This is a genomic window from Halalkalibacterium ligniniphilum, assembly GCF_000334155.1.
GTDB classification, from domain to species: Bacteria; Bacillota; Bacilli; order Bacillales; family Bacillaceae_D; genus Halalkalibacterium; species Halalkalibacterium ligniniphilum.
This window is the reverse complement of sequence record NZ_ANNK01000096.1, coordinates 41,112-60,156: the sequence shown is the minus strand read 5'-3', so window position 1 is coordinate 60,156 and position 19,045 is coordinate 41,112. Positions and strand designations below refer to the sequence as shown.

The window sequence follows — 19,045 nt, the reverse complement described above, 5'->3', positions numbered from 1 at the left end:
GGCGGATACAGGTGTTCTACCGATAAAGACGAGAGATGCCAATACAGTTGTGTATCAGCGATACCCTGTGGACTTTAATCAGCTTGTGCCAAGGTATATACAGCAGCCGCCAGGAAACTCCTTCGAGAATGGTGGCGTGTTTCAATATGTGCTCGTGAATGTAGACAAAGCACCGGAAATTAAATTGATTGATTTACGACCATTGGAAGAGATTCAGCGGCTGCAGCAGCGTCTAAATCAATATATGCGTGAACACACGTATGCACCTGTGGATGAAATCTTAGATGTCGGTCTTTTTACTCTTGACTATGAGGCATTGAATTATCGAGAGGCTCCTCTCGTACCAAGTCCTTATCATGATACGTATTTGCCATTACTTCTTACAAATGGTGGGGACATTGTGATTGACTATCGAACGGATTTGAATATATTGCTGCAAGAAAGTGATGTTGAGGTAGAGCCTGGAGAAGATATCCGTGACTTATTAGTAGAGCGTTCTCCATTTGTCCCTGCTTTTTCGATTCCGTATTCGATTAATGAGCAAGGTGAGCCTGTCTATGATATGAGCCTGCCAAATGTTTATGAAAACAATGAATAAGAACGGTATAATGTCCTCTTCCGATCATATACATACAAAAGGAAGGGGGCATTCTTTTTTTACAACCCCTTCTCGGTACACACGTTTGCTGACGTGAGGAGAGATTCGTCAAAGAAATCAAATGCTTTCTTTCCGTTCTTCTCAGTTGCTAAGGTATATTTTGTGGACAACATCATACATATGATAGTGTCCAAGATTAGCAGGAGATTGACGAATCTTATATCTTTACTTGATCGGGAGGGGATCACGTGGAAAAGGTTGATATTTTTAAAGATATTGCTGAACGGACTGGCGGTGACATCTATTTAGGTGTGGTTGGAGCGGTCCGAACAGGAAAATCGACGTTTATCAAAAAATTTATGGAACTTGTCGTATTGCCTAATATTGTAAATGAATCAGAAAAAGCAAGAGCACAAGATGAACTTCCCCAGAGCGCTGCTGGGAAAACAATCATGACAACAGAGCCAAAGTTTGTTCCAAATCAAGCCATTTCAATTCATGTGGATGAAGGGCTAAATGTGAATGTTCGCCTTGTCGATTGTGTCGGCTATACGGTACCGGGTGCAAAAGGTTATGAGGATGAAAATGGCCCGCGGATGATCAATACACCGTGGTATGAGGAGCCGATCCCGTTTCAAGAAGCGGCGGAAATCGGTACAAGGAAAGTTATCACGGAACATTCAACACTTGGAGTTGTCGTCACAACCGATGGGTCGATCGGCGAGATTCCTCGTTATGATTATTTAGAAGCAGAGTCTCGTGTAATCGGAGAGCTCAAAGAGGTTGGAAAGCCGTTTATTATGATCGTAAATAGTGTCAGACCACATCATCCTGATACAGAGCAGCTAAGAAGAAGTCTAGCTGAGGAGCATGATATACCAGTTTTAGCGATGAGTGTTGAAAGCATGACAGAACAAGACATTAACAATGTTCTTCGAGAAGTCTTGTTTGAATTTCCTGTTCATGAAGTAAATGTGAACTTACCGAGCTGGGTGATGGTACTAAAAGAAGATCATTGGCTTCGTCAAAGCTATGAGGAATCCGTTCGAAATACGGTGAAGGATATTAAACGCCTTAGAGATGTAGACAGGGTTGTCGGTCATTTTTCTGAATATGAATTTATTGATGATGCTCGATTAGCAGGGATTGAAATGGGCCAAGGAATTGCGGAGATTGATTTGTACGCTCCAGACGATTTATATGACCAGATCCTGAAAGAAGTGGTCGGGGTTGAAATTCGCGGCAAGGATCATTTGCTGCAGCTAATGCAGGATTTTGCCCACGCGAAATCTGAATATGATCAAGTGTCAGATGCACTCCGCATGGTAAAACAAACAGGCTATGGCATTGCAGCACCTGCACTTTCGGATATGAGCCTTGATGAACCTGAAATTATTCGCCAAGGCTCACGGTTTGGTGTTCGCTTAAAGGCTGTAGCCCCTTCCATCCATATGATTAAAGTCGATGTTGAATCGGAATTTGCTCCGATTATTGGAACGGAGAAACAAAGTGAGGAGCTTGTGCGTTATTTAATGCAAGATTTTGAGGAGAATCCACTTTCGATTTGGAATTCTGACATTTTTGGACGTTCCTTAAATTCCATTGTTCGGGAAGGAATTTCAGCTAAATTATCGCTAATGCCTGAAAATGCTCGGTACAAATTGAAAGAAACATTAGAACGTATCATTAATGAGGGTTCGGGTGGTCTGATTGCCATTATCCTCTAATCGCCAGAACTCCCTTACTAAAGGGAGTTTTTTTGCGTTTTCATGGTCAAATATGCTAAAATTTTAAAGATGTCTTACGTAAGATAAGAAAATTTTGTTACAAGGATGAACAAAATTTGGATTGTACGAATGGGGGATAAATTGTTGAGCACAGTAGACCACGAAAAAATTAAGCAGGCTGTCGTGATGATATTAGAAGCGATTGGAGAAGATCCTTCACGTGAAGGGTTAATAGATACACCAAAACGTGTGGCAAAAATGTATGAAGAAGTGTTTCAAGGGTTGAATGAAGACCCGAAAGAGCATTTTGCAACGGTTTTTGGCGAGGACCATGAAGAGTTAGTCTTAGTTAAAGACATTCCATTTTTTTCAATGTGTGAGCACCACTTAGTTCCTTTTTTTGGAAAAGCCCATGTTGGTTATATTCCTCGCGGTGGAAAAGTGACAGGATTAAGTAAACTGGCTCGTGCAGTCGAGGCTGTTGCTAGAAGACCGCAGCTACAAGAGAGAATTACGTCAACGGTTGCAGATTCTTTAGTTGAAACACTTGACCCTCATGGTGTGATCGTTATCGTTGAAGCAGAGCACATGTGTATGACGATGCGTGGCGTGAAAAAGCCTGGCTCGTCTACAGTTACATCTGCTGTTCGAGGGGTATTTGCAAACGATCAAGCAGCGCGGGCCGAGGTTTTGGCTCTAATCAAAGCATAACGAGGAGGCTGGGGATGAGCGACAATGCGGATTTTTTCATTATTAAAGCAAAAGAAAACGGTGTAAACGTGATTGGGCTAACAAGGGGAACCGATACACGCTTTCACCATTCAGAGAAATTGGACAAAGGCGAAGTAATGATTGCTCAATTTACAGAGCATACATCTGCTGTGAAGGTAAGAGGAAAAGCCATTATTCAGACGCGTCACGGTACAATAGATACAGAGGAATAGGAGGAAAAGCAGGATCCCCTGCTTTTCTTTTCCTTAGCAGATAAGAAAGAAGAAAGTATTGAATTTTAAAGCTGTCTAGCTGCGGCGCAAGCTGCTCGCGGTCGATTCTGCTCTTCCTAAGAAAAACAAAAATCGTTTTTTAGGCACAGTTTCCCGTGCTTGTCGCGGATAGGCGGGCGCCTTGGGCAATTCTAATCGATCACTTTAAGGATATGTTGCTTATCGGGTCTAAGGAATTATGCTATAATAGGATTCGATCTTGTCTTTTGAATGATTATAGGTAAAGAAAAAGAAGGATTGACCTGACACCTTAACAACAACGAATGTTTTCAGTATATGGGGGACTTATTCATGGTTAGAATGGAACATTTAAATGATAAAGTAGAAGAAATTAAGCAAAGCTTTTATGGATTAATTCAGCACTCATACTTACAAAAATACATAACAGAGCCGAAAGTTGATGAAGATAAGATTCGTTTCATGTATGCGATGCTTCCTGAAAAGCTAGCAAAAAAAGATACGAAGGTTTTCATTCTATCAGCTTTGCTTGCTCAAGCAGCACTAGATATCCATGAAGAAGTCTCCCTCCATAATATTAAGTCCGACTCTATTAAAAAAAATCGGCAATTAAAAATACTTGCGGGTGATTATTATAGCAGTCTCTATTATTATTTGCTTGCGGACGGCAATCACTTGCCAATCATCCGAATTTTTAGTCATTCGATCCAAGAAATTAACGAAGATAAAATGACGGTTTACCGTGAAGAACGGCTTCCATATAAAAATGCTGAAGAAATTGTAAAGCGAATTGAGTCAATTTTAACGCAAAATATGGCTGAACATTTTCAACTCCCCGCTTGGAAGGATGTCATTGCAGACTTCTTTTATTTAAAGCGACTGATTGCTGAAAAAGAAGCATGGTTAAAAGGGAAAAGTGTTCCGCTGATTCGTGCAATTATTTTTGATTATTTTGGTGAAGCTTCACAAGAGTTAGCGCTTAAAAAGCAGGAGAAAGAAGACATCCTGCTCATTTGTGAGCAAAAAGTGGAAGGCGTAAAAGATCGACTCCTAACGGCGGCAAAAGGTATGCAGCGAATTGAAAAATTTGTCATTGACCATGTGGACCACCTTCTCGGTTCATCAGTACAAACAGATAAAGTTGCGGAAGAAGGGTAGACAATCATGGCAAAAAGTAAAGAAGAGCGTGTTCATCAAGTCTTTGAATCCATTTATAAAAAGTACGATATGATGAATTCAGTTATTAGTTTTCAACGCCACAAGGCATGGCGAAAAGATACAATGAAACGTATGGATGTGAAAGCCGGTCAATCAGCTTTGGATGTTTGCTGTGGAACAGGAGATTGGACCATCGCCCTTGCCGAAGCAGTTGGGGAGAAGGGCCGTGTTGAAGGACTTGATTTTAGCCAAAATATGCTTAAAATAGGAAAACAAAAAATTTTAGAAAAGAAGCTAACCCAAGTGACATTACGTCATGGTAACGCGATGGAGCTTCCGTATGACGATAATACATTTGATTATGTGACGATCGGGTTTGGATTGCGTAATGTTCCGGATTATATGCAGGTTTTAAAGGAAATGAGACGTGTGGTAAAACCTGGTGGAATGGTCGTTTGTTTAGAAACATCGCAGCCGACGATTCCGGTTTTTAAGCAAATGTATTTCCTTTATTTTCGCCGAGTGATGCCTTTGTTCGGCAAAATTTTTGCGAAAAGCTATAACGAATATTCGTGGCTGCAGGAATCGACCATGTCTTTCCCAGGGAGAGACAGGCTTGCTGAGATGTTTCGTGAGGCAGGGTTAACGGACGTGGAAGTAAAAGCGTATTCAGGGGGCGTTTGTGCCATGCATTTAGGGAAGAAGAAAGGTTCAAAGTAGAATTGAGGCAGATATTGTGGTTAGAAAAATAAAAATCATCCTAGAAATGATTAAGTTTGAACATACGGTTTTTGCACTTCCGTTTGCTTATTTTGGTGCAATTTTAGGTGCGCAGATAATCAATGGAGAATGGCCAAGCATAAGCACATGGCTATGGATTACGTTGGCAATGGTTGGAGCACGAAGCGCTGCCATGTCGTTAAATCGTGTCATTGATGCACAAATTGATAAAGCGAATCCGAGAACGAAATCACGGGCGATTCCAGCTGGGCTTGTTTCGAAGCTTGAAGTCTACTTTTTTATACTCGTGTCGTTGGCTCTTCTCTTTTTTTCAGCGTATCAACTAAACATGTTAGCGGTTATTTTACTCCCGGTTGCTGTATTTTTTCTTGTCATTTATTCGTACACAAAACGGTTTACATGGGCTTGTCATCTCATTTTAGGGATTACGATTGGGATTGCTCCTCTAGGTGGATGGGTCGGTGCCACTGGAACCTTAACATGGGATGCGATGGTATTGTTTCTTGCTGTCGCCCTTTGGACTGCAGGGTTTGACGTGATTTACGCAACACAGGATGCCGACTATGACCGTTCAAAAGGATTATTTTCCATTCCCAGTTGTTTCGGAATTAAGAAGGCACTTCAACTGGCGAAAGGCTTTCACATCATAAGCTTTGTTTCCTTTATTCTTATGTTTTTTATAACCCCTCTTGGATATGTCTATTTAATAGGAGTGCTCATTGCTGGTGGGATTATGTTGTATGAACATTCCCTTGTCTCAGCAGACGATTTATCAAAAGTAGATGTTGCATTCTTCACAATGAATGGCATCTTAAGCTTAGTAATGTTTGTATTTACGATTGGGGACATGCTGTTATGACAAATCACAAGGGCATTTTAACGGTAGGAATAACGGGAGCCAGTGGAGGGCTTTATGGCGTGCGCCTTGTCCAAGAGCTCGTACGTCAGCAATATAAGGTCCACCTTGTTATTACAGAAGCTGGCTGGCAAGTGTTTCGTGAGGAGCTTCTTCTTGATACGACCGATCGGGGGAAAGTCATTGTCGACTTGTTCTCAGAAGGCGATGGAGGCGTTTTCTTTCATCCGTTGCATGACTATACAGCTCCTATTGCCAGTGGTTCCTATCGGCAAGATGGGATGATTATTATACCATGTTCGATGGGCACGCTATCAGGGATTGCCCACGGTGCCTCAGGGAATTTATTAGAACGAACAGCAGATGTCGTGCTGAAGGAAGGGCGTCGTCTTGTCATCGTTCCGAGAGAAACACCGTTAAACCAAATTCACTTAGAAAATATGTTAAAGCTATCGAAAATGGGTGCAACGATTATGCCAGCGATGCCGGGTTTTTATCAATTACCGAAAACCCTTGACGATCTTGTTTCCTTTGTTGTTGGAAAAGCGCTCGATCAACTTGGCATCGAACATCATCTTTTCACCCGATGGGGGGAAGAACGATGACGTTAACCGTAGGGGAAATTAGTTATACGAATACACTACCGTTCTTTTATTATCTAAGCCGAGATTGGCTTAAAGAAAACGGATGTTTGTTTGTCCCGCAAATTCCTGCACATCTAAATCGTGAAATGGCCAGTGGTAGAATTCACGTTGGCCCGATTTCATCCTTTGCCTATGCACAGCAGCAGCATAAATATGTTTTATTTCCGGAATTGTCAGTTTCGGCTCATGGAAAAGTTGGATCCATTTTTTTATTTTCTAACGTTCCGATTGCTGAATTGACAGGAAAAAAAATTGCCCTTACATCAACATCGGCAACATCTGTTCATTTAATTAAACTTCTTTTGGCTGCATTTTATAAAATTGATGTCACTTATACCGTAGCCGCCCCAAATTATGAAGAGATGATGAAAGAACATGATGCTTGCCTTCTGATCGGTGATGAGGCCATTGCCTCATCATGGAGTGTTGATGACCGCATTTATCGATATGATTTAGGGGAGCTATGGGAAGAGTGGACAGGCTTGCCGATGACCTATGCAGTATTTGCTGTTCGCAAGGACGCGATAGATGAACATGCTGAACTTTTAGCTGAATTGTATCAGCAATTTATCGATAGCAAACGAAAAAGCATGGAGGATGCGTATCGCCCGATGATTGCTGCGATCCAAAAACGTCTTGGCGGTACAGTGCCGTTTTGGGAGCATTATTTTACTCATCTTACGTATTCGTTTGGTGAAAAGGAGCAAGAAGGTCTACTCCTTTATTATCGGTTGGCATATGAACATGGTTTTTTAAAGGAACCAGTTGAATCAATTCAAATTTGGAGTGACGTTTCCAACCATCACTCCAGTTTTATGTAGGGTGGGCACTATGAATCTAGCTGACATTTATATGAAATTTCAATCGGATATTTCGATTATTGAGAAAGAGCTTGAAGCGAATGTACAAGCCCGGCATGATGTCTTGCGGGAGGCTTCAACGCATTTATTAAAAGCAGGGGGAAAAAGAATTCGTCCGGTTTTAGTTTTATTGGCTGCGAAATTCGGGAACTATAATATTGATGTGCTGAAGCATGTAGCCGTTCCCCTTGAATTAATTCATATGGCTTCACTTGTACATGATGACGTTATCGATGATGCCGAGCTTCGCCGTGGGAAAAAAACGATTAAATCACAATGGGATAACCGTGTCGCCATGTATACGGGAGATTATATTTTTGCTAAAGCCGTTGAAGCATCAACCTTTTTTGATGATCCGAAAATTCATCAAATTCTTTCACATGCGATCGTGGAAATGTGTGTTGGAGAAGTAGAGCAAATTCGTGATCAATATAATTGGAATCAAAATTTGCGTATTTATTTTCGACGAATTAAACGAAAAACAGCGTTACTTATTGCTGTTAGCTGCCAGCTAGGTGCTCTTGCTGCGAAAGCAGAGCCGTCTATCCAAAAAAAACTCTTCTTCTTTGGCTATTATGTGGGCATGTCCTTTCAAATCACCGATGACATTTTAGACTTTGTTGGAACAGAGGAGCAGCTTGGTAAGCCAGCTGGTGGAGACTTATTGCAAGGGAATGTAACGTTACCTGCTCTTTACGCTCTATATCATGACGATAAATCAAAAGCCTTAATTAAAGAAACACTTTCAAATCCGTATCTTGAGCATCAGGATATGGCAGAGGTCATTTCAGCGATTAAACATTCAGGTGGGATCGAATATGCCCTATCGATCAGTGATCGGTACTTAGAGAAGGCACTAAAAGCATTAGAGCCGCTGCCTGAACAGAAAGCGAAAACCTATTTTAGAGAGATTGCAATGTTTATCGGAAAGCGAAAATTTTAACACAATGGCTGTCTAATTCGTAGGCAGCCTTTCTTAATGTTGCGATAAATCTTTATATTTGCTATAATCATGAAGGTTTATCATACATATTGAAGGGTGAGGGTGTAACATGGAACGAACATATTTAATGGTAAAACCAGATGGTGTACAACGTAACTTAATTGGGGAAATTGTTTCTCGCTTTGAAAGGAAAGGGTTTACATTAGTTGCTGCAAAATTGATGACGGTTACAAAAGAGCAAGCAAAAACCCATTATGCTGAACATAAAGAGCGCCCGTTTTTTGGAGAGCTTGTTGATTTTATTACGTCTGGCCCTGTATTTGCAATGGTATGGGAAGGGGAAAATGTGATTTCAACCGCTCGTACAATGATGGGGAAAACAAACCCAGCAGAAGCTGATCCTGGCACAATTCGTGGCGATTTTGGGGTTCAAGTGGCAATGAATGTAATTCATGGCTCAGATTCTCCTGAAAGTGCAAAGCGTGAAATCGGTATCTTTTTTGATGAAAAAGAGCTGAATACGTACGAAAAAGCAATGAATAAATGGGTGTAAGATTGTAAGCGCTTATAAGCGATTGAAAGCTACCGGACAAAATATGCAGGTAGCTTTTTTTTTGATCGGCTTTTAATGAAAATACGGTCTGAAGGGGACGAGCGTTCTTTTCAACCAATGGACAAAAGTCTATAATAAACAAAGGAAGATGTCGATACTTGTTATCGCTAGATAAAATGTCGTTTTCGTTATGAGGAGATTAAAAATGACTACTGATTACGAGCAATTTATTGGGAAAATCAAACAAAAAACGGGAATTGATTTAGCTCTTTATAAAGAAGCACAAATGCAGCGACGCCTAAAAGCACTACGTGATAAACGAGGTTTTACAGATTTTATGAGTTATTTTAACGCTCTAACAAAAAATGAAGCATTTTTTAATGAATTTTTAGATCGCATGACCATCAATGTGTCAGAATTTTATCGAAATGCGCGCCGCTGGGAGGTATTAGACAAAAAGATTATCCCTCGGCTTCTTAAAGAGAATAAAAAATTAAAGCTTTGGAGTGCCGCCTGTTCAACAGGAGAGGAACCCTATACCCTTGCAATGGTGATGGCAGGGCATGTGCCATTGAGAGATATTTCGATATTGGCAACAGACATTGATCAGCAAATCTTAGAGCGGGCAAAAGTCGGCCTATATAGTGAACGTTCGCTCAAGGAAGTACCAGCGGATGTGTTAAATCACTATTTTGAGAAGGACAGCATGGGTTACAAAGTAAAGCCAGAAGTGAAGGCAACGGTTCGCTTCCAAAAACAAAATTTACTTGCCGATCCGTTTATCGAGAATGCAGACCTTATCATTTGCAGAAATGTCATGATCTATTTTACGGAAGAGGCGAAGCATGAGCTATACCATAAATTTAGTCAGGCCTTGCGACCAGGTGGGGTTCTTTTTGTCGGGAGCACAGAGCAGATTTTTAATGCAGCATCTTATGGATTCGAAACGGAAGATACATTTTTTTATCGTAAAGCAGAAAGCTAGAGAGTGGTGACAACAACTTCCCACTCTATTTTTATCGAAAAAAGGATGAAATGGTTCAGTGCATTTGTTAAAATGAACAATTAATAGCAACGTAATGTACATAAGCAAAGACAGGTTTTAAAATGTATGTTATAATTTAACGCATAAAAGCGATAAAGAGATGAATTGTAGTAGGAGGAGTCGCGATGAGATACTTAACAGCTGGAGAATCACATGGTCCCCAATTAACGACGATTTTAGAAGGTGTACCAGCCCATTTGGAGCTTGTGGCAGAAGATATTAATACGGATTTAGCACGTCGGCAAGGTGGCTATGGAAGAGGACGGCGGATGCAGATTGAAAAGGATCAGGTTCAAATTTTAAGTGGCGTTCGACATGGGAAAACAACCGGGGCACCGATTGCTCTTGTTGTTGAGAACAAAGATTGGAAGCATTGGACAAAGATTATGGGTGCAGAACCGATTTCTGAGGAAGAAGAATCAGAAGTTAAACGCAAGCTTACCCGTCCACGTCCTGGTCATGCAGATTTAAATGGTGCAATCAAATACGGTCATCGCGATATGAGGAATGTGCTAGAGCGTTCTTCAGCTCGGGAAACGACAGTTCGTGTTGCTGCGGGTGCTGTGGCCAAAAAGATTCTACGGACCTTTGGGATGGAAATTGCTGGCCATGTTCTGGAAATCGGCGGTGTAAAGGCAGCTGATACAGACTACACATCCATCAAAGACTTGCAAGAACGTTCAGAAGCATCTCCTGTACGCTGTCTAGATAAAAAAGCGGAAAAAGAAATGATGAATTTGATCGACGAAGCAAAGAAAAACGGAGATTCCATTGGTGGCGTGGTAGAGGTTATTGTTGAAGGCGCGCCAATTGGACTTGGAAGTCATGTTCATTACGATCGGAAGCTCGATGCGAAAATTGCAGCGGCAGTCATGAGTATAAATGCTTTTAAAGGCGTTGAGATTGGCATTGGTTTTGAGGCGGCGTCACGACCTGGAAGTGAAGTACATGATGAAATTCTTTGGAGTGAAGAAAGAGGATACTACCGTAAAACAAACAACCTTGGTGGGTTAGAGGGTGGCATGACAAATGGTATGCCAATCGTTGTTCGTGGCGTAATGAAGCCGATTCCGACGCTCTATAAACCGTTGCAAAGTGTAGATATTGAAACAAAAGAAACATTTGAAGCAAGCATTGAGCGTTCAGATAGCTGTGCAGTTCCAGCAGCTTCAGTTGTAGCTGAGGCAGTTGTGGCTTGGGAAGTAGCGAACGCATTACTTGAAACGTTTGGTTCTGACCAAGTGGAGGCAATTGCTGAAAATATTGAGCGTCATAATGAGCAAGCGAGGTTATTTTAATGACCACGTTACCGATTCAAACATCTTCAAAAACCTATGATGTTGTCATTAAAGAGGGTGTGCGAAAGACCATTGGTCATTATTTGCAGGAAAAAAAGATCAAGCCTTCTTCGGTTTTAATCATTACAGACGATGTTGTCGCCAAGCGTTATTTGGCAGATGTGAAGGAAGGCTTGATTGGTTCCTACCCTGTCTATGAGGCGATTGTACCGAGTGGAGAGGCGACAAAATCATTCAAATATTTTGATGAGCTTTTAACACGAGCATTAGAGAAGAGCCTTGACCGAAAATCACTAATCATTGCCCTAGGTGGGGGTGTGATTGGTGATTTAGCAGGATTTGTCGCAGCGACATTTATGAGAGGAATTCCGTTCATTCAAGTGCCTACGACATTGCTTGCCCATGATAGCAGTGTCGGTGGAAAGGTTGCGATCAATCATCCGCTGGGAAAAAACATGATCGGTGCGTTTCACCAGCCTGAGGCCGTTCTTTATGATCCTGAGACATTATCGTCATTACCTGAAAAAGAATGGCGTTCTGGCTTTGCTGAGGTGATGAAGCACGGGTTTATTTGTGATAAGTCATTTTTAAGCTGGCTTCAGGAGCAAATTGATGATCTGCAGTCCGTCAAAGGTGCAGTGGCAGAAGAAATGCTCGCTCGTTCCATTGGTGTGAAAGCGGCAATCGTCGCTGAGGATGAAAAAGAGACTGGCTTACGCGCGTTACTTAATTTCGGTCATACTTTGGGTCATGCAATTGAAGCAAACCTTGGCTATGGTGAAATGACTCATGGGGAAGCGGTCGTTATTGGAATGTTGTTTGCGATGAGAGTAAGTGAAGATCGACTGGCAGTCCGCTTGCCGATTCAAGAAACAGAATTGTGGTTTCGAGGGCTAGGCTATGAAACGACGATACCAAAGCAGCTATCAAGTGAACGTTTAGTAGAAACAATGAAAAAAGACAAAAAAGCAGAAGCTGGTACGTTACGTATGGTTCTCCTGAAAGAAGTCGGTGAAGCCTTCGTTGACAGTGTAGACGAAACTCGGATTTACGAGCTTCTAGATAAACTGCGTAAGGAGGCGTAGCATGATTCGTGGAGTAAGAGGAGCAACAACGGTGTATGAAAACAATGAAGCGGAAATTCTTGATGCAACGGAGGAGCTTGTTCGAGTAATGTGTGAAGCGAATAACATTGAGCCAGCGGACGTGGCCCAAGTGTTAATTACTGTAACGGAAGATTTGCCATCCACGTTTCCGGCAAAGGCGTTACGTCGCATTGAAGGGTGGACCTTTGTCCCTGTGATGTGTGCACTTGAAATTCCTGTTCCAAATAGTTTACCTCGTTGTATTCGTGTGATGATGACGGTGAATACAGCCTTACAACAAGAGGACGTACAGCACATCTATTTACATGATGCCGTAAAGCTTCGACCAGACTTGAAGTTGACAAAAGATTCCTAATCAAGGTAAAATAAAAGCATTGAAACGAGTAAGTGAGATTGAAGAGTCGAGTTGAGAATGAAGTTGAGTTGAGGAGAGCAGAGCAGAGGGATACGTATGTACATTATGCCCTTAGACGCCTCGTCTTGGGGCTTTTTTAGTTGTTGGTGTCTCACGTTCCTATTGACGTAGCCGTGTAGATGACGTTTGGCTTCTTGCCGAGTTTGTATATACGAATAAAGATATTCTCCCCCTAATCTTCTCCTTCATTCTTTCATTCCACAGACAAAGGAGTGAATGTAAATGAAGATGACCTCTTACCAGGATTTTGTAGAAGCTGCGCGCAGCTACAAAACTGTTCCGGTGGTCGGTGAGTTCTTTGCCGATGCCATTACCCCTATTCAAATTGTTCAACAAGTAAATGAGCAGGTTTCCTTTATCCTTGAAAGCAAAGATGATGAATCGCCATGGTCTCGCTATTCTTTTATTGGGTTGAACCCAATGATCGAATTAATTGAGGAATTAGGCATGTACAAAGCGGTCGATCGATCTGGTCGAGTCATTGTTAAGCAGGATAGCTTTCAAAAAGCATTTGATCAGACATTAGAGGCCTTACAGGTGCAGCCAGTTGAGCTACCCATTCCGTTTCGCGGCGGAGCTGTCGGTTACATGGCTTATGATGCCATCGATACAATTGAGCCTAGTCTCGCTGTGGAAGGAAAGAAGCATCTGGACCCTCTCTATCACTTCCTTTTTTGTCAAACAATGATTACTTACGATCATACGCAAAAGCAGCTAACGATTACCCATTTTAGCGAGACACAAGAAAAAGGAAAGATTGAAGATCGTTATCAGGAAGCAGTGCAAATCATTCAGGCGCTCGTTGACCGTCTGGATCAGCCGGGAAGGGCGGGGCGTCTTGGCACACCACCTCAGCTTGAAGGCCCTGTTAGCTTTGAGGGCGTACGGTCGAATTATGAAAAAGATGCCTTCCTTAAAGATGTGGAGAAGATTAAGGAATATATTCGCGCAGGGGATGTTTTTCAAGCTGTTCTTTCACAGCGTTTTGAAATGGATGTCACGGTTTCAGCTCTTGATTTGTACCGAGTGCTACGAATGATTAATCCGTCTCCTTATCTGTTTTATTTGAAATTTGACAACAAAGAAGTGGTGGGTAGCTCTCCAGAGCGGCTCGTGCAGGTGGAGAACCGTCATGTGGAGATTCATCCGATTGCGGGTACGCGTAAGCGAGGAGAGACACCTGAAGAGGATGATGCACTTGCTGAAGAGTTACTTGCAGATGAAAAGGAGCGTGCGGAGCATTACATGCTCGTCGATCTCGCAAGAAATGATGTGGGAAGGGTTGCTACCTATGGTTCTGTCAAAACACCGGCGCTCTTAGAAATAGGGAAATTTTCACATGTGATGCACATCATTTCAAAGGTTACAGGTGAATTGCGCGAAGGGCTTCACCCACTTGAAGCGCTCCATCGCTCCTTTCCGGCGGGAACCGTGTCTGGTGCACCTAAAATCCGCGCAATGGAAATTTTAAAGGAGCTTGAACCGACGAAGCGAGGACTTTATGCAGGTGCGATTGGCTACCTTGGCTATGATGGAAACATTGATTCCTGCATTGCGATTCGAACGATGGTGGTGCAAGATGGCAAAGTATTTATTCAGGCTGGAGCAGGAATTGTAGCAGACTCTGTTCCTGAAAATGAATATGAAGAGACGAGAAATAAAGCAAAAGCATTGTTGAAGGCTGTGCAAGTGGCTGAAGCGATGTTTGGGGAGAAGGAGGCGAAGCGTCATGCTTAAAGACATACTAAAAGCATGCATGGAAGGAAAGACGTTAACGGAAGCAGAAGCTAGAAATGTCATGGATGAGATCATGAAGGGATATGCCACACCTAGCCAAATTGCGAGTTTTTTGACGGTCCTTCGCTTCCGTGGCGAGACGGTCGATGAGATGACTGGCTTTGCCCAAGCGATGCGAAGTCATGCGATTACCATTCCCCATACCTTTGAAGATGTGGTGGATACGTGTGGAACAGGTGGCGATGGTGCTAATACATTTAACATCTCCACAACGACAGCTCTCGTTTTATCAGCGATGGGTGTAAAAGTAGCAAAGCATGGAAATCGCGCTGTTTCTTCTAAAAGCGGAAGCGCCGATGTACTTGAAGAGTTAAACATTCCGATTCAAAGCACACCTGAGGCGGCAGCGGAAGCACTTGAAAAGCAAAACATGTCCTTTTTATTTGCGCCGATTTACCATGTAGCCATGAAGTATGCAGTAACCCCTAGAAGTGAAATTGGCTTCCGAACCGTTTTTAACGTCCTTGGCCCCCTTACGAATCCGGCGCGAGCAAAGCATCAGTTAATAGGCGTCTATGATACGGGATTTGCAAAAAAAATGGCGGAAACCCTAAATCGACTAGGGACGAAACATGCCCTTTTTGTGACGGGAGAAGACGGAATGGATGAGTGCTCCATTACAGGTACGACTCAAGTTGTTGAAGTGAAGGACGGGAAAGTAACGCAGTATACATTGACGCCAGAAGATGTGGGATTAACACGTGGCAGATTAGAAGACCTACAAGTCTCATCTGCTGCTGAAAGCGGAGAGCTGATCAAACAAGTTCTTGCTGGAGAAGCAAACGATTCAGCGCAGCAAATCGTTCTCTTTAATGCTGGTGCAGCCCTTTATGTCGCTGATCGTGTAAAATCGATTCGTGAGGGTGTGGAGCTTGTTCGTGAGGCGGTTGAACGCGGTGACGTATACCGCCATTTTCTTACTCTCCAGAGAGAACGAAAGGAGTCCCAGCATGCTTGAGAAGATTATTCAGACAAAGCGTGAAGAAGTCGAACATCTTGAGCTTCCAGAACAAGTCGAGGTAACGAAATATTCTCTCTATGAGGCGCTACGTAAGCCAAACCGTTCTGTTGGTTTACTAGCAGAAGTAAAAAAAGCTTCTCCTTCAAAGGGCTTGATCCGGGAAGATTTTGAACCAGTTAAGATTGCGAAAGGCTATGAAGAAGGTGGAGCGGACGCCATTTCAGTTTTAACCGATCAGCTATATTTTCAAGGACATCGGGATTATTTAACTGCGGTCAAACGCTCCGTACATTTGCCGGTGCTACGAAAGGATTTTATTATCGATGAGCGCCAAATTGAGGAAAGTGAGCGAATCGGTGCTGATGCCATTTTGCTCATTGTTGGAACCGTCCCGATTGAAACCCTTCATCATTTTTATAAGATTGCACATGAGATAGGTCTTGAGTGCTTAGTCGAAGTTCATAGTAAAGAAGAGCTTGAAGAGCTTCTCTCGACTTTTACACCTACCTTAATCGGTGTGAACAACCGGAATTTAAAAACATTTGAAACAGACTTAGCTCAGACTGAATTAATGAGTGAAATGATTCCTAAAGACAGTCTATTTCTTAGTGAGAGTGGAATTTTTAACCGTTCAGATATCGAACGTGTCGCACAGGCTGGAGCAGCAGGGGTTTTAGTTGGTGAATCGCTTATGCGTGCACGTACTCCTCAGGAAGGCATTTATCACTTGTTCGGAGGGGAACAAATTGAAGCCCGTTCTTAAGTATTGCGGCAATCGTTCAATGCAGGATGTTAAAACAACCGTTGCCTCAAATGGAGAGTACCTTGGTTTCGTATTCGCAGAAAGTAAACGTCGAGTTGAGGCTGATGACGTTGCTGAATGGTTGAAGGTCGTACCTGTTCACGGAAAAAAAATTGTCGCCCTGTTTGTTAATGAACGGATCGAGGAGATTGAAAAAGTTGTCAAAAAAGCCCCAATTGATATCATCCAGTGTCATGGCTCTGAATCTCCAGAGGAAGTGAAGGCGATTAAGGAACGATGCAAGCTTCCTGTATGGAAGGCGATCCATCATTCTAAGACGGCTATTGATGCGATGAAATCCTATGAAGGGATCGTTGACGGCTTCATCATTGACAGCAAGGTAAAAGGACAGTGGGGTGGAACAGGTCAAACCTTTGACTGGTCACACATCCCTGCTTACATTGAAGAGGGAAAACGCCAAGGTGTGCTCGTTTTTATAGCTGGAGGAATCACACCGGAAAATGTGTCTGGTTTGCTTTCGTATAAACCAGCTGGGATCGATATTTCAAGTGGGATTGAATCAGAAGAACAAAAAAATGCTGAGCGAATTTCACAGATAGAAATGAGGGTAAATCAACATGGACATGACATATCCTGATAAGCGCGGTCGTTTTGGCCAATTCGGCGGAAAGTATGTTCCTGAAACACTGATGAGTGCAATTGAGGAATTAGAGTCAGCATTAGAGGAGGCAATGGCAGATCCAAGCTTTCATGAAGATTATAAAGAGCAGCTGCGGGAATATGCAGGACGCCCGACAGCGTTAACCTATGCAAAAAATGTTAGTGAAGCTTTAGGTGGGGCACAGATCTACTTAAAGCGTGAAGATCTGCTCCATACAGGTGCGCATAAGCTGAACAATGCAATGGGTCAGGCGCTCCTCGCAAAACGAATGGGCAAGAAAAAAATCGTTGCTGAAACAGGTGCAGGGCAGCACGGTGTAGCAACGGCAACCATTGCTGCACGCTTCGGCCTTGAATGCAAAGTGTTTATGGGTGAAGAAGACATGGAGCGTCAAGCGTTGAACGTCTTTCGGATGGAGCTTTTAGGTGCTGAAGTCATTCCTGCTAAATCGGGGAGTAAGACGTTAAAGGATGCAACAAATGAAGCGATCCGCTACTGGGTAACACACGCTGAAGATACGTTTTATTTAATTGGTTCTGTTGTTGGTCCTCACCCATATCCACGTATGGTTCGTGATTTCCAACGAATTATTGGCGATGAAGCAAGAGCTCAGTTTCAAGAGGCAGTAGGCACGCTACCAACTGAAGTGATTGCTTGTGTTGGTGGGGGAAGTAATGCGATCGGAACGTTTTACCCGTTTCTTGAGGACGATGTCCGTTTAATTGGTGTCGAAGCGGCAGGAATGGGTGTGGATACTGACCGGCACGCAGCAACGATTACAAAAGGACGGATTGGGGTCATTCATGGGTCGATGACGTATCTTCTACAGGATGAGGGCGGACAAATTACTGAGCCTTATTCCATATCAGCAGGACTTGATTATCCAGGCGTAGGGCCTGAGCATGCTTATTTAGCAAGCGAGGGTCGTGTTCAGTACGAGGCGGTAACGGATAAACAGGCTCTCGATGCCTTGAAACTACTATCTGAGACAGAGGGGATCATTCCAGCTGTTGAATCTGCTCATGCCCTCGCGAAAGCGTTTGAGCGGGCGAAAACGTTGGAAAAAGGTGCCCGCATTCTTGTCTGTCTATCAGGCCGTGGTGATAAAGATGTGCATACGCTAATGAAGCATTTCCGAGGTGACGAAGCATGAGTCGGTTAAATGAATACATCGCAAACAAACGCAATTTATTTATTCCTTTTATTACAGCTGGGGATCCGACACCTGAAGCGACCGTTGATCTTGCAGTGGCCTTGCAAGAAGCGGGTGCTGACTTGCTAGAGCTAGGCATTCCATATTCAGATCCCTTGGCAGACGGACCAGTCATTCAAGAGGCATCAAAGCGTGCACTTGCTCAAGGGATGACGTTAAAAAAAGCATTAGAGCTTGTTCCTGAAATGCGTGCTAAAGGGCTGACGATTCCTGTGGTTGTCTTTACGTATGTCAACCCCCTCTTACAATTTGGCGAAGGAAACTTTGTTGAAAAAGCATCTGAGTATGAAGTTGATGGGATCTTAGTACCAGACCTTCCTTTTGAGGAATCAGCGCTTTTGCAAAAGCGCTGTGAGCAGCATGGATTAGCCCTTATTTCCCTCGTTGCCCCCACATCGAAAAGTCGAATTGAAAAAATCGCCTCTCAGGCACAAGGATTTTTGTACTGTGTATCATCATTAGGGGTGACAGGCGTTCGTGACGAATTAGATCCAAGGGTCTATGAGTTTCTTCAAACGGTGAAAACGTACAGTCACGTTCCGGTTGCAGTCGGATTTGGTATCTCCAAGCGTGAACAGGTTGAAGCGCTTGCTGATCATGCAGATGGAATCGTTGTAGGAAGCGCCATTGTGCGTTTGATTGGCGAATTAGAGCAGGAGCTTCGCGATGAAAAAACGAGAAAAGAAGGCTTAGAAAAAATAAAAAGGTTTGTTCTCTCACTCATTTCATCGTAACATAGAGGTA

At 42.9% G+C, this 19,045-nt stretch carries 21 protein-coding genes; all 21 read left to right on the top strand.

The features are described from left to right. On the top strand, positions 1-598 hold a 598-nt coding region (locus BLT_RS21835), incomplete at its 5' end, for a hypothetical protein (protein WP_017728042.1). 248 nt (positions 599-846) lie between these two features. Continuing rightward, on the top strand, positions 847-2,325 hold the full coding sequence (gene spoIVA / locus BLT_RS0112000; protein ID WP_017728041.1) for a stage IV sporulation protein A: 1,479 nt from the start codon (positions 847-849) through the stop codon (positions 2,323-2,325). Positions 2,326-2,469: 144 nt separating this feature from the next. Continuing rightward, entirely contained in the window at positions 2,470-3,036 is a 567-nt protein-coding gene (gene folE, locus BLT_RS0111995) for a GTP cyclohydrolase I FolE (protein ID WP_017728040.1), read from the top strand. Between the two features lie 14 nt (positions 3,037-3,050). Continuing rightward, a complete protein-coding gene (mtrB, locus tag BLT_RS0111990; RefSeq protein ID WP_017728039.1) occupies positions 3,051-3,269 on the top strand; it encodes a trp RNA-binding attenuation protein MtrB in 219 nt (72 codons plus the stop codon). Between the two features lie 351 nt (positions 3,270-3,620). Further along, positions 3,621-4,445 carry a heptaprenyl diphosphate synthase component 1 gene (locus tag BLT_RS0111985; protein WP_017728038.1) on the top strand — a complete coding sequence of 275 codons (825 nt, stop codon included), beginning with the start codon at positions 3,621-3,623 and terminating at the stop codon, positions 4,443-4,445. A gap of 6 nt (positions 4,446-4,451) precedes the next feature. After that, positions 4,452-5,165, top strand: a complete 714-nt coding sequence (menG, locus tag BLT_RS0111980) for a demethylmenaquinone methyltransferase (protein WP_017728037.1) — start codon at positions 4,452-4,454, stop codon at positions 5,163-5,165. Positions 5,166-5,181: 16 nt separating this feature from the next. Then, a complete protein-coding gene (locus tag BLT_RS0111975) occupies positions 5,182-6,045 on the top strand; it encodes a UbiA-like polyprenyltransferase (protein ID WP_017728036.1) in 864 nt (287 codons plus the stop codon). Beyond that, positions 6,042-6,647, top strand: coding sequence for a UbiX family flavin prenyltransferase (locus tag BLT_RS0111970; protein ID WP_017728035.1), 606 nt, complete (start codon positions 6,042-6,044; stop codon positions 6,645-6,647). The genes BLT_RS0111975 and BLT_RS0111970 overlap by 4 nt, the downstream gene beginning before the upstream one ends. Further along, positions 6,644-7,507 carry a menaquinone biosynthetic enzyme MqnA/MqnD family protein gene (locus BLT_RS0111965; protein WP_017728034.1) on the top strand — a complete coding sequence of 288 codons (864 nt, stop codon included), beginning with the start codon at positions 6,644-6,646 and terminating at the stop codon, positions 7,505-7,507. Before BLT_RS0111970 ends, BLT_RS0111965 begins: the two co-directional genes overlap by 4 nt. A 10-nt stretch (positions 7,508-7,517) precedes the next feature. Beyond that, positions 7,518-8,489, top strand: a complete 972-nt coding sequence (gene hepT, locus BLT_RS0111960; RefSeq protein WP_017728033.1) for a heptaprenyl diphosphate synthase component II — start codon at positions 7,518-7,520, stop codon at positions 8,487-8,489. A 109-nt stretch (positions 8,490-8,598) separates the two neighbouring features. Beyond that, a complete protein-coding gene (gene ndk, locus BLT_RS0111955; protein WP_017728032.1) occupies positions 8,599-9,042 on the top strand; it encodes a nucleoside-diphosphate kinase in 444 nt (147 codons plus the stop codon). A 205-nt stretch (positions 9,043-9,247) separates the two neighbouring features. Then, positions 9,248-10,027 (top strand): CheR family methyltransferase, encoded by a 780-nt coding sequence (locus BLT_RS0111950; protein WP_017728031.1) that lies wholly within the window; start codon positions 9,248-9,250, stop codon positions 10,025-10,027. Between the two features lie 185 nt (positions 10,028-10,212). After that, a complete protein-coding gene (gene aroC / locus BLT_RS0111945; protein ID WP_017728030.1) occupies positions 10,213-11,385 on the top strand; it encodes a chorismate synthase in 1,173 nt (390 codons plus the stop codon). Further along, positions 11,385-12,470 (top strand): 3-dehydroquinate synthase, encoded by a 1,086-nt coding sequence (gene aroB, locus BLT_RS0111940; protein WP_017728029.1) that lies wholly within the window; start codon positions 11,385-11,387, stop codon positions 12,468-12,470. Before aroC ends, aroB begins: the two co-directional genes overlap by 1 nt. 1 nt (position 12,471) lies before the next feature. Next, positions 12,472-12,846 carry a chorismate mutase gene (gene aroH, locus BLT_RS0111935; RefSeq protein ID WP_017728028.1) on the top strand — a complete coding sequence of 125 codons (375 nt, stop codon included), beginning with the start codon at positions 12,472-12,474 and terminating at the stop codon, positions 12,844-12,846. 282 nt (positions 12,847-13,128) lie between these two features. Further along, positions 13,129-14,643: an anthranilate synthase component I gene (gene trpE / locus BLT_RS0111930; RefSeq protein ID WP_017728027.1), complete on the top strand. Its 1,515-nt coding sequence runs from the start codon at positions 13,129-13,131 to the stop codon at positions 14,641-14,643. After that, positions 14,636-15,661 carry an anthranilate phosphoribosyltransferase gene (trpD, locus tag BLT_RS0111925; protein WP_017728026.1) on the top strand — a complete coding sequence of 342 codons (1,026 nt, stop codon included), beginning with the start codon at positions 14,636-14,638 and terminating at the stop codon, positions 15,659-15,661. The genes trpE and trpD overlap by 8 nt, the downstream gene beginning before the upstream one ends. Further along, positions 15,654-16,427, top strand: a complete 774-nt coding sequence (trpC, locus tag BLT_RS0111920) for an indole-3-glycerol phosphate synthase TrpC (RefSeq protein ID WP_017728025.1) — start codon at positions 15,654-15,656, stop codon at positions 16,425-16,427. The genes trpD and trpC overlap by 8 nt, the downstream gene beginning before the upstream one ends. Next, on the top strand, positions 16,411-17,064 hold the full coding sequence (locus BLT_RS0111915) for a phosphoribosylanthranilate isomerase (RefSeq protein ID WP_017728024.1): 654 nt from the start codon (positions 16,411-16,413) through the stop codon (positions 17,062-17,064). Before trpC ends, BLT_RS0111915 begins: the two co-directional genes overlap by 17 nt. Further along, positions 17,045-18,241: a tryptophan synthase subunit beta gene (gene trpB, locus BLT_RS0111910; RefSeq protein WP_017728023.1), complete on the top strand. Its 1,197-nt coding sequence runs from the start codon at positions 17,045-17,047 to the stop codon at positions 18,239-18,241. Before BLT_RS0111915 ends, trpB begins: the two co-directional genes overlap by 20 nt. Beyond that, positions 18,238-19,035: a tryptophan synthase subunit alpha gene (trpA, locus tag BLT_RS0111905; RefSeq protein WP_017728022.1), complete on the top strand. Its 798-nt coding sequence runs from the start codon at positions 18,238-18,240 to the stop codon at positions 19,033-19,035. Before trpB ends, trpA begins: the two co-directional genes overlap by 4 nt. Positions 19,036-19,045 lie beyond the last annotated feature (10 nt).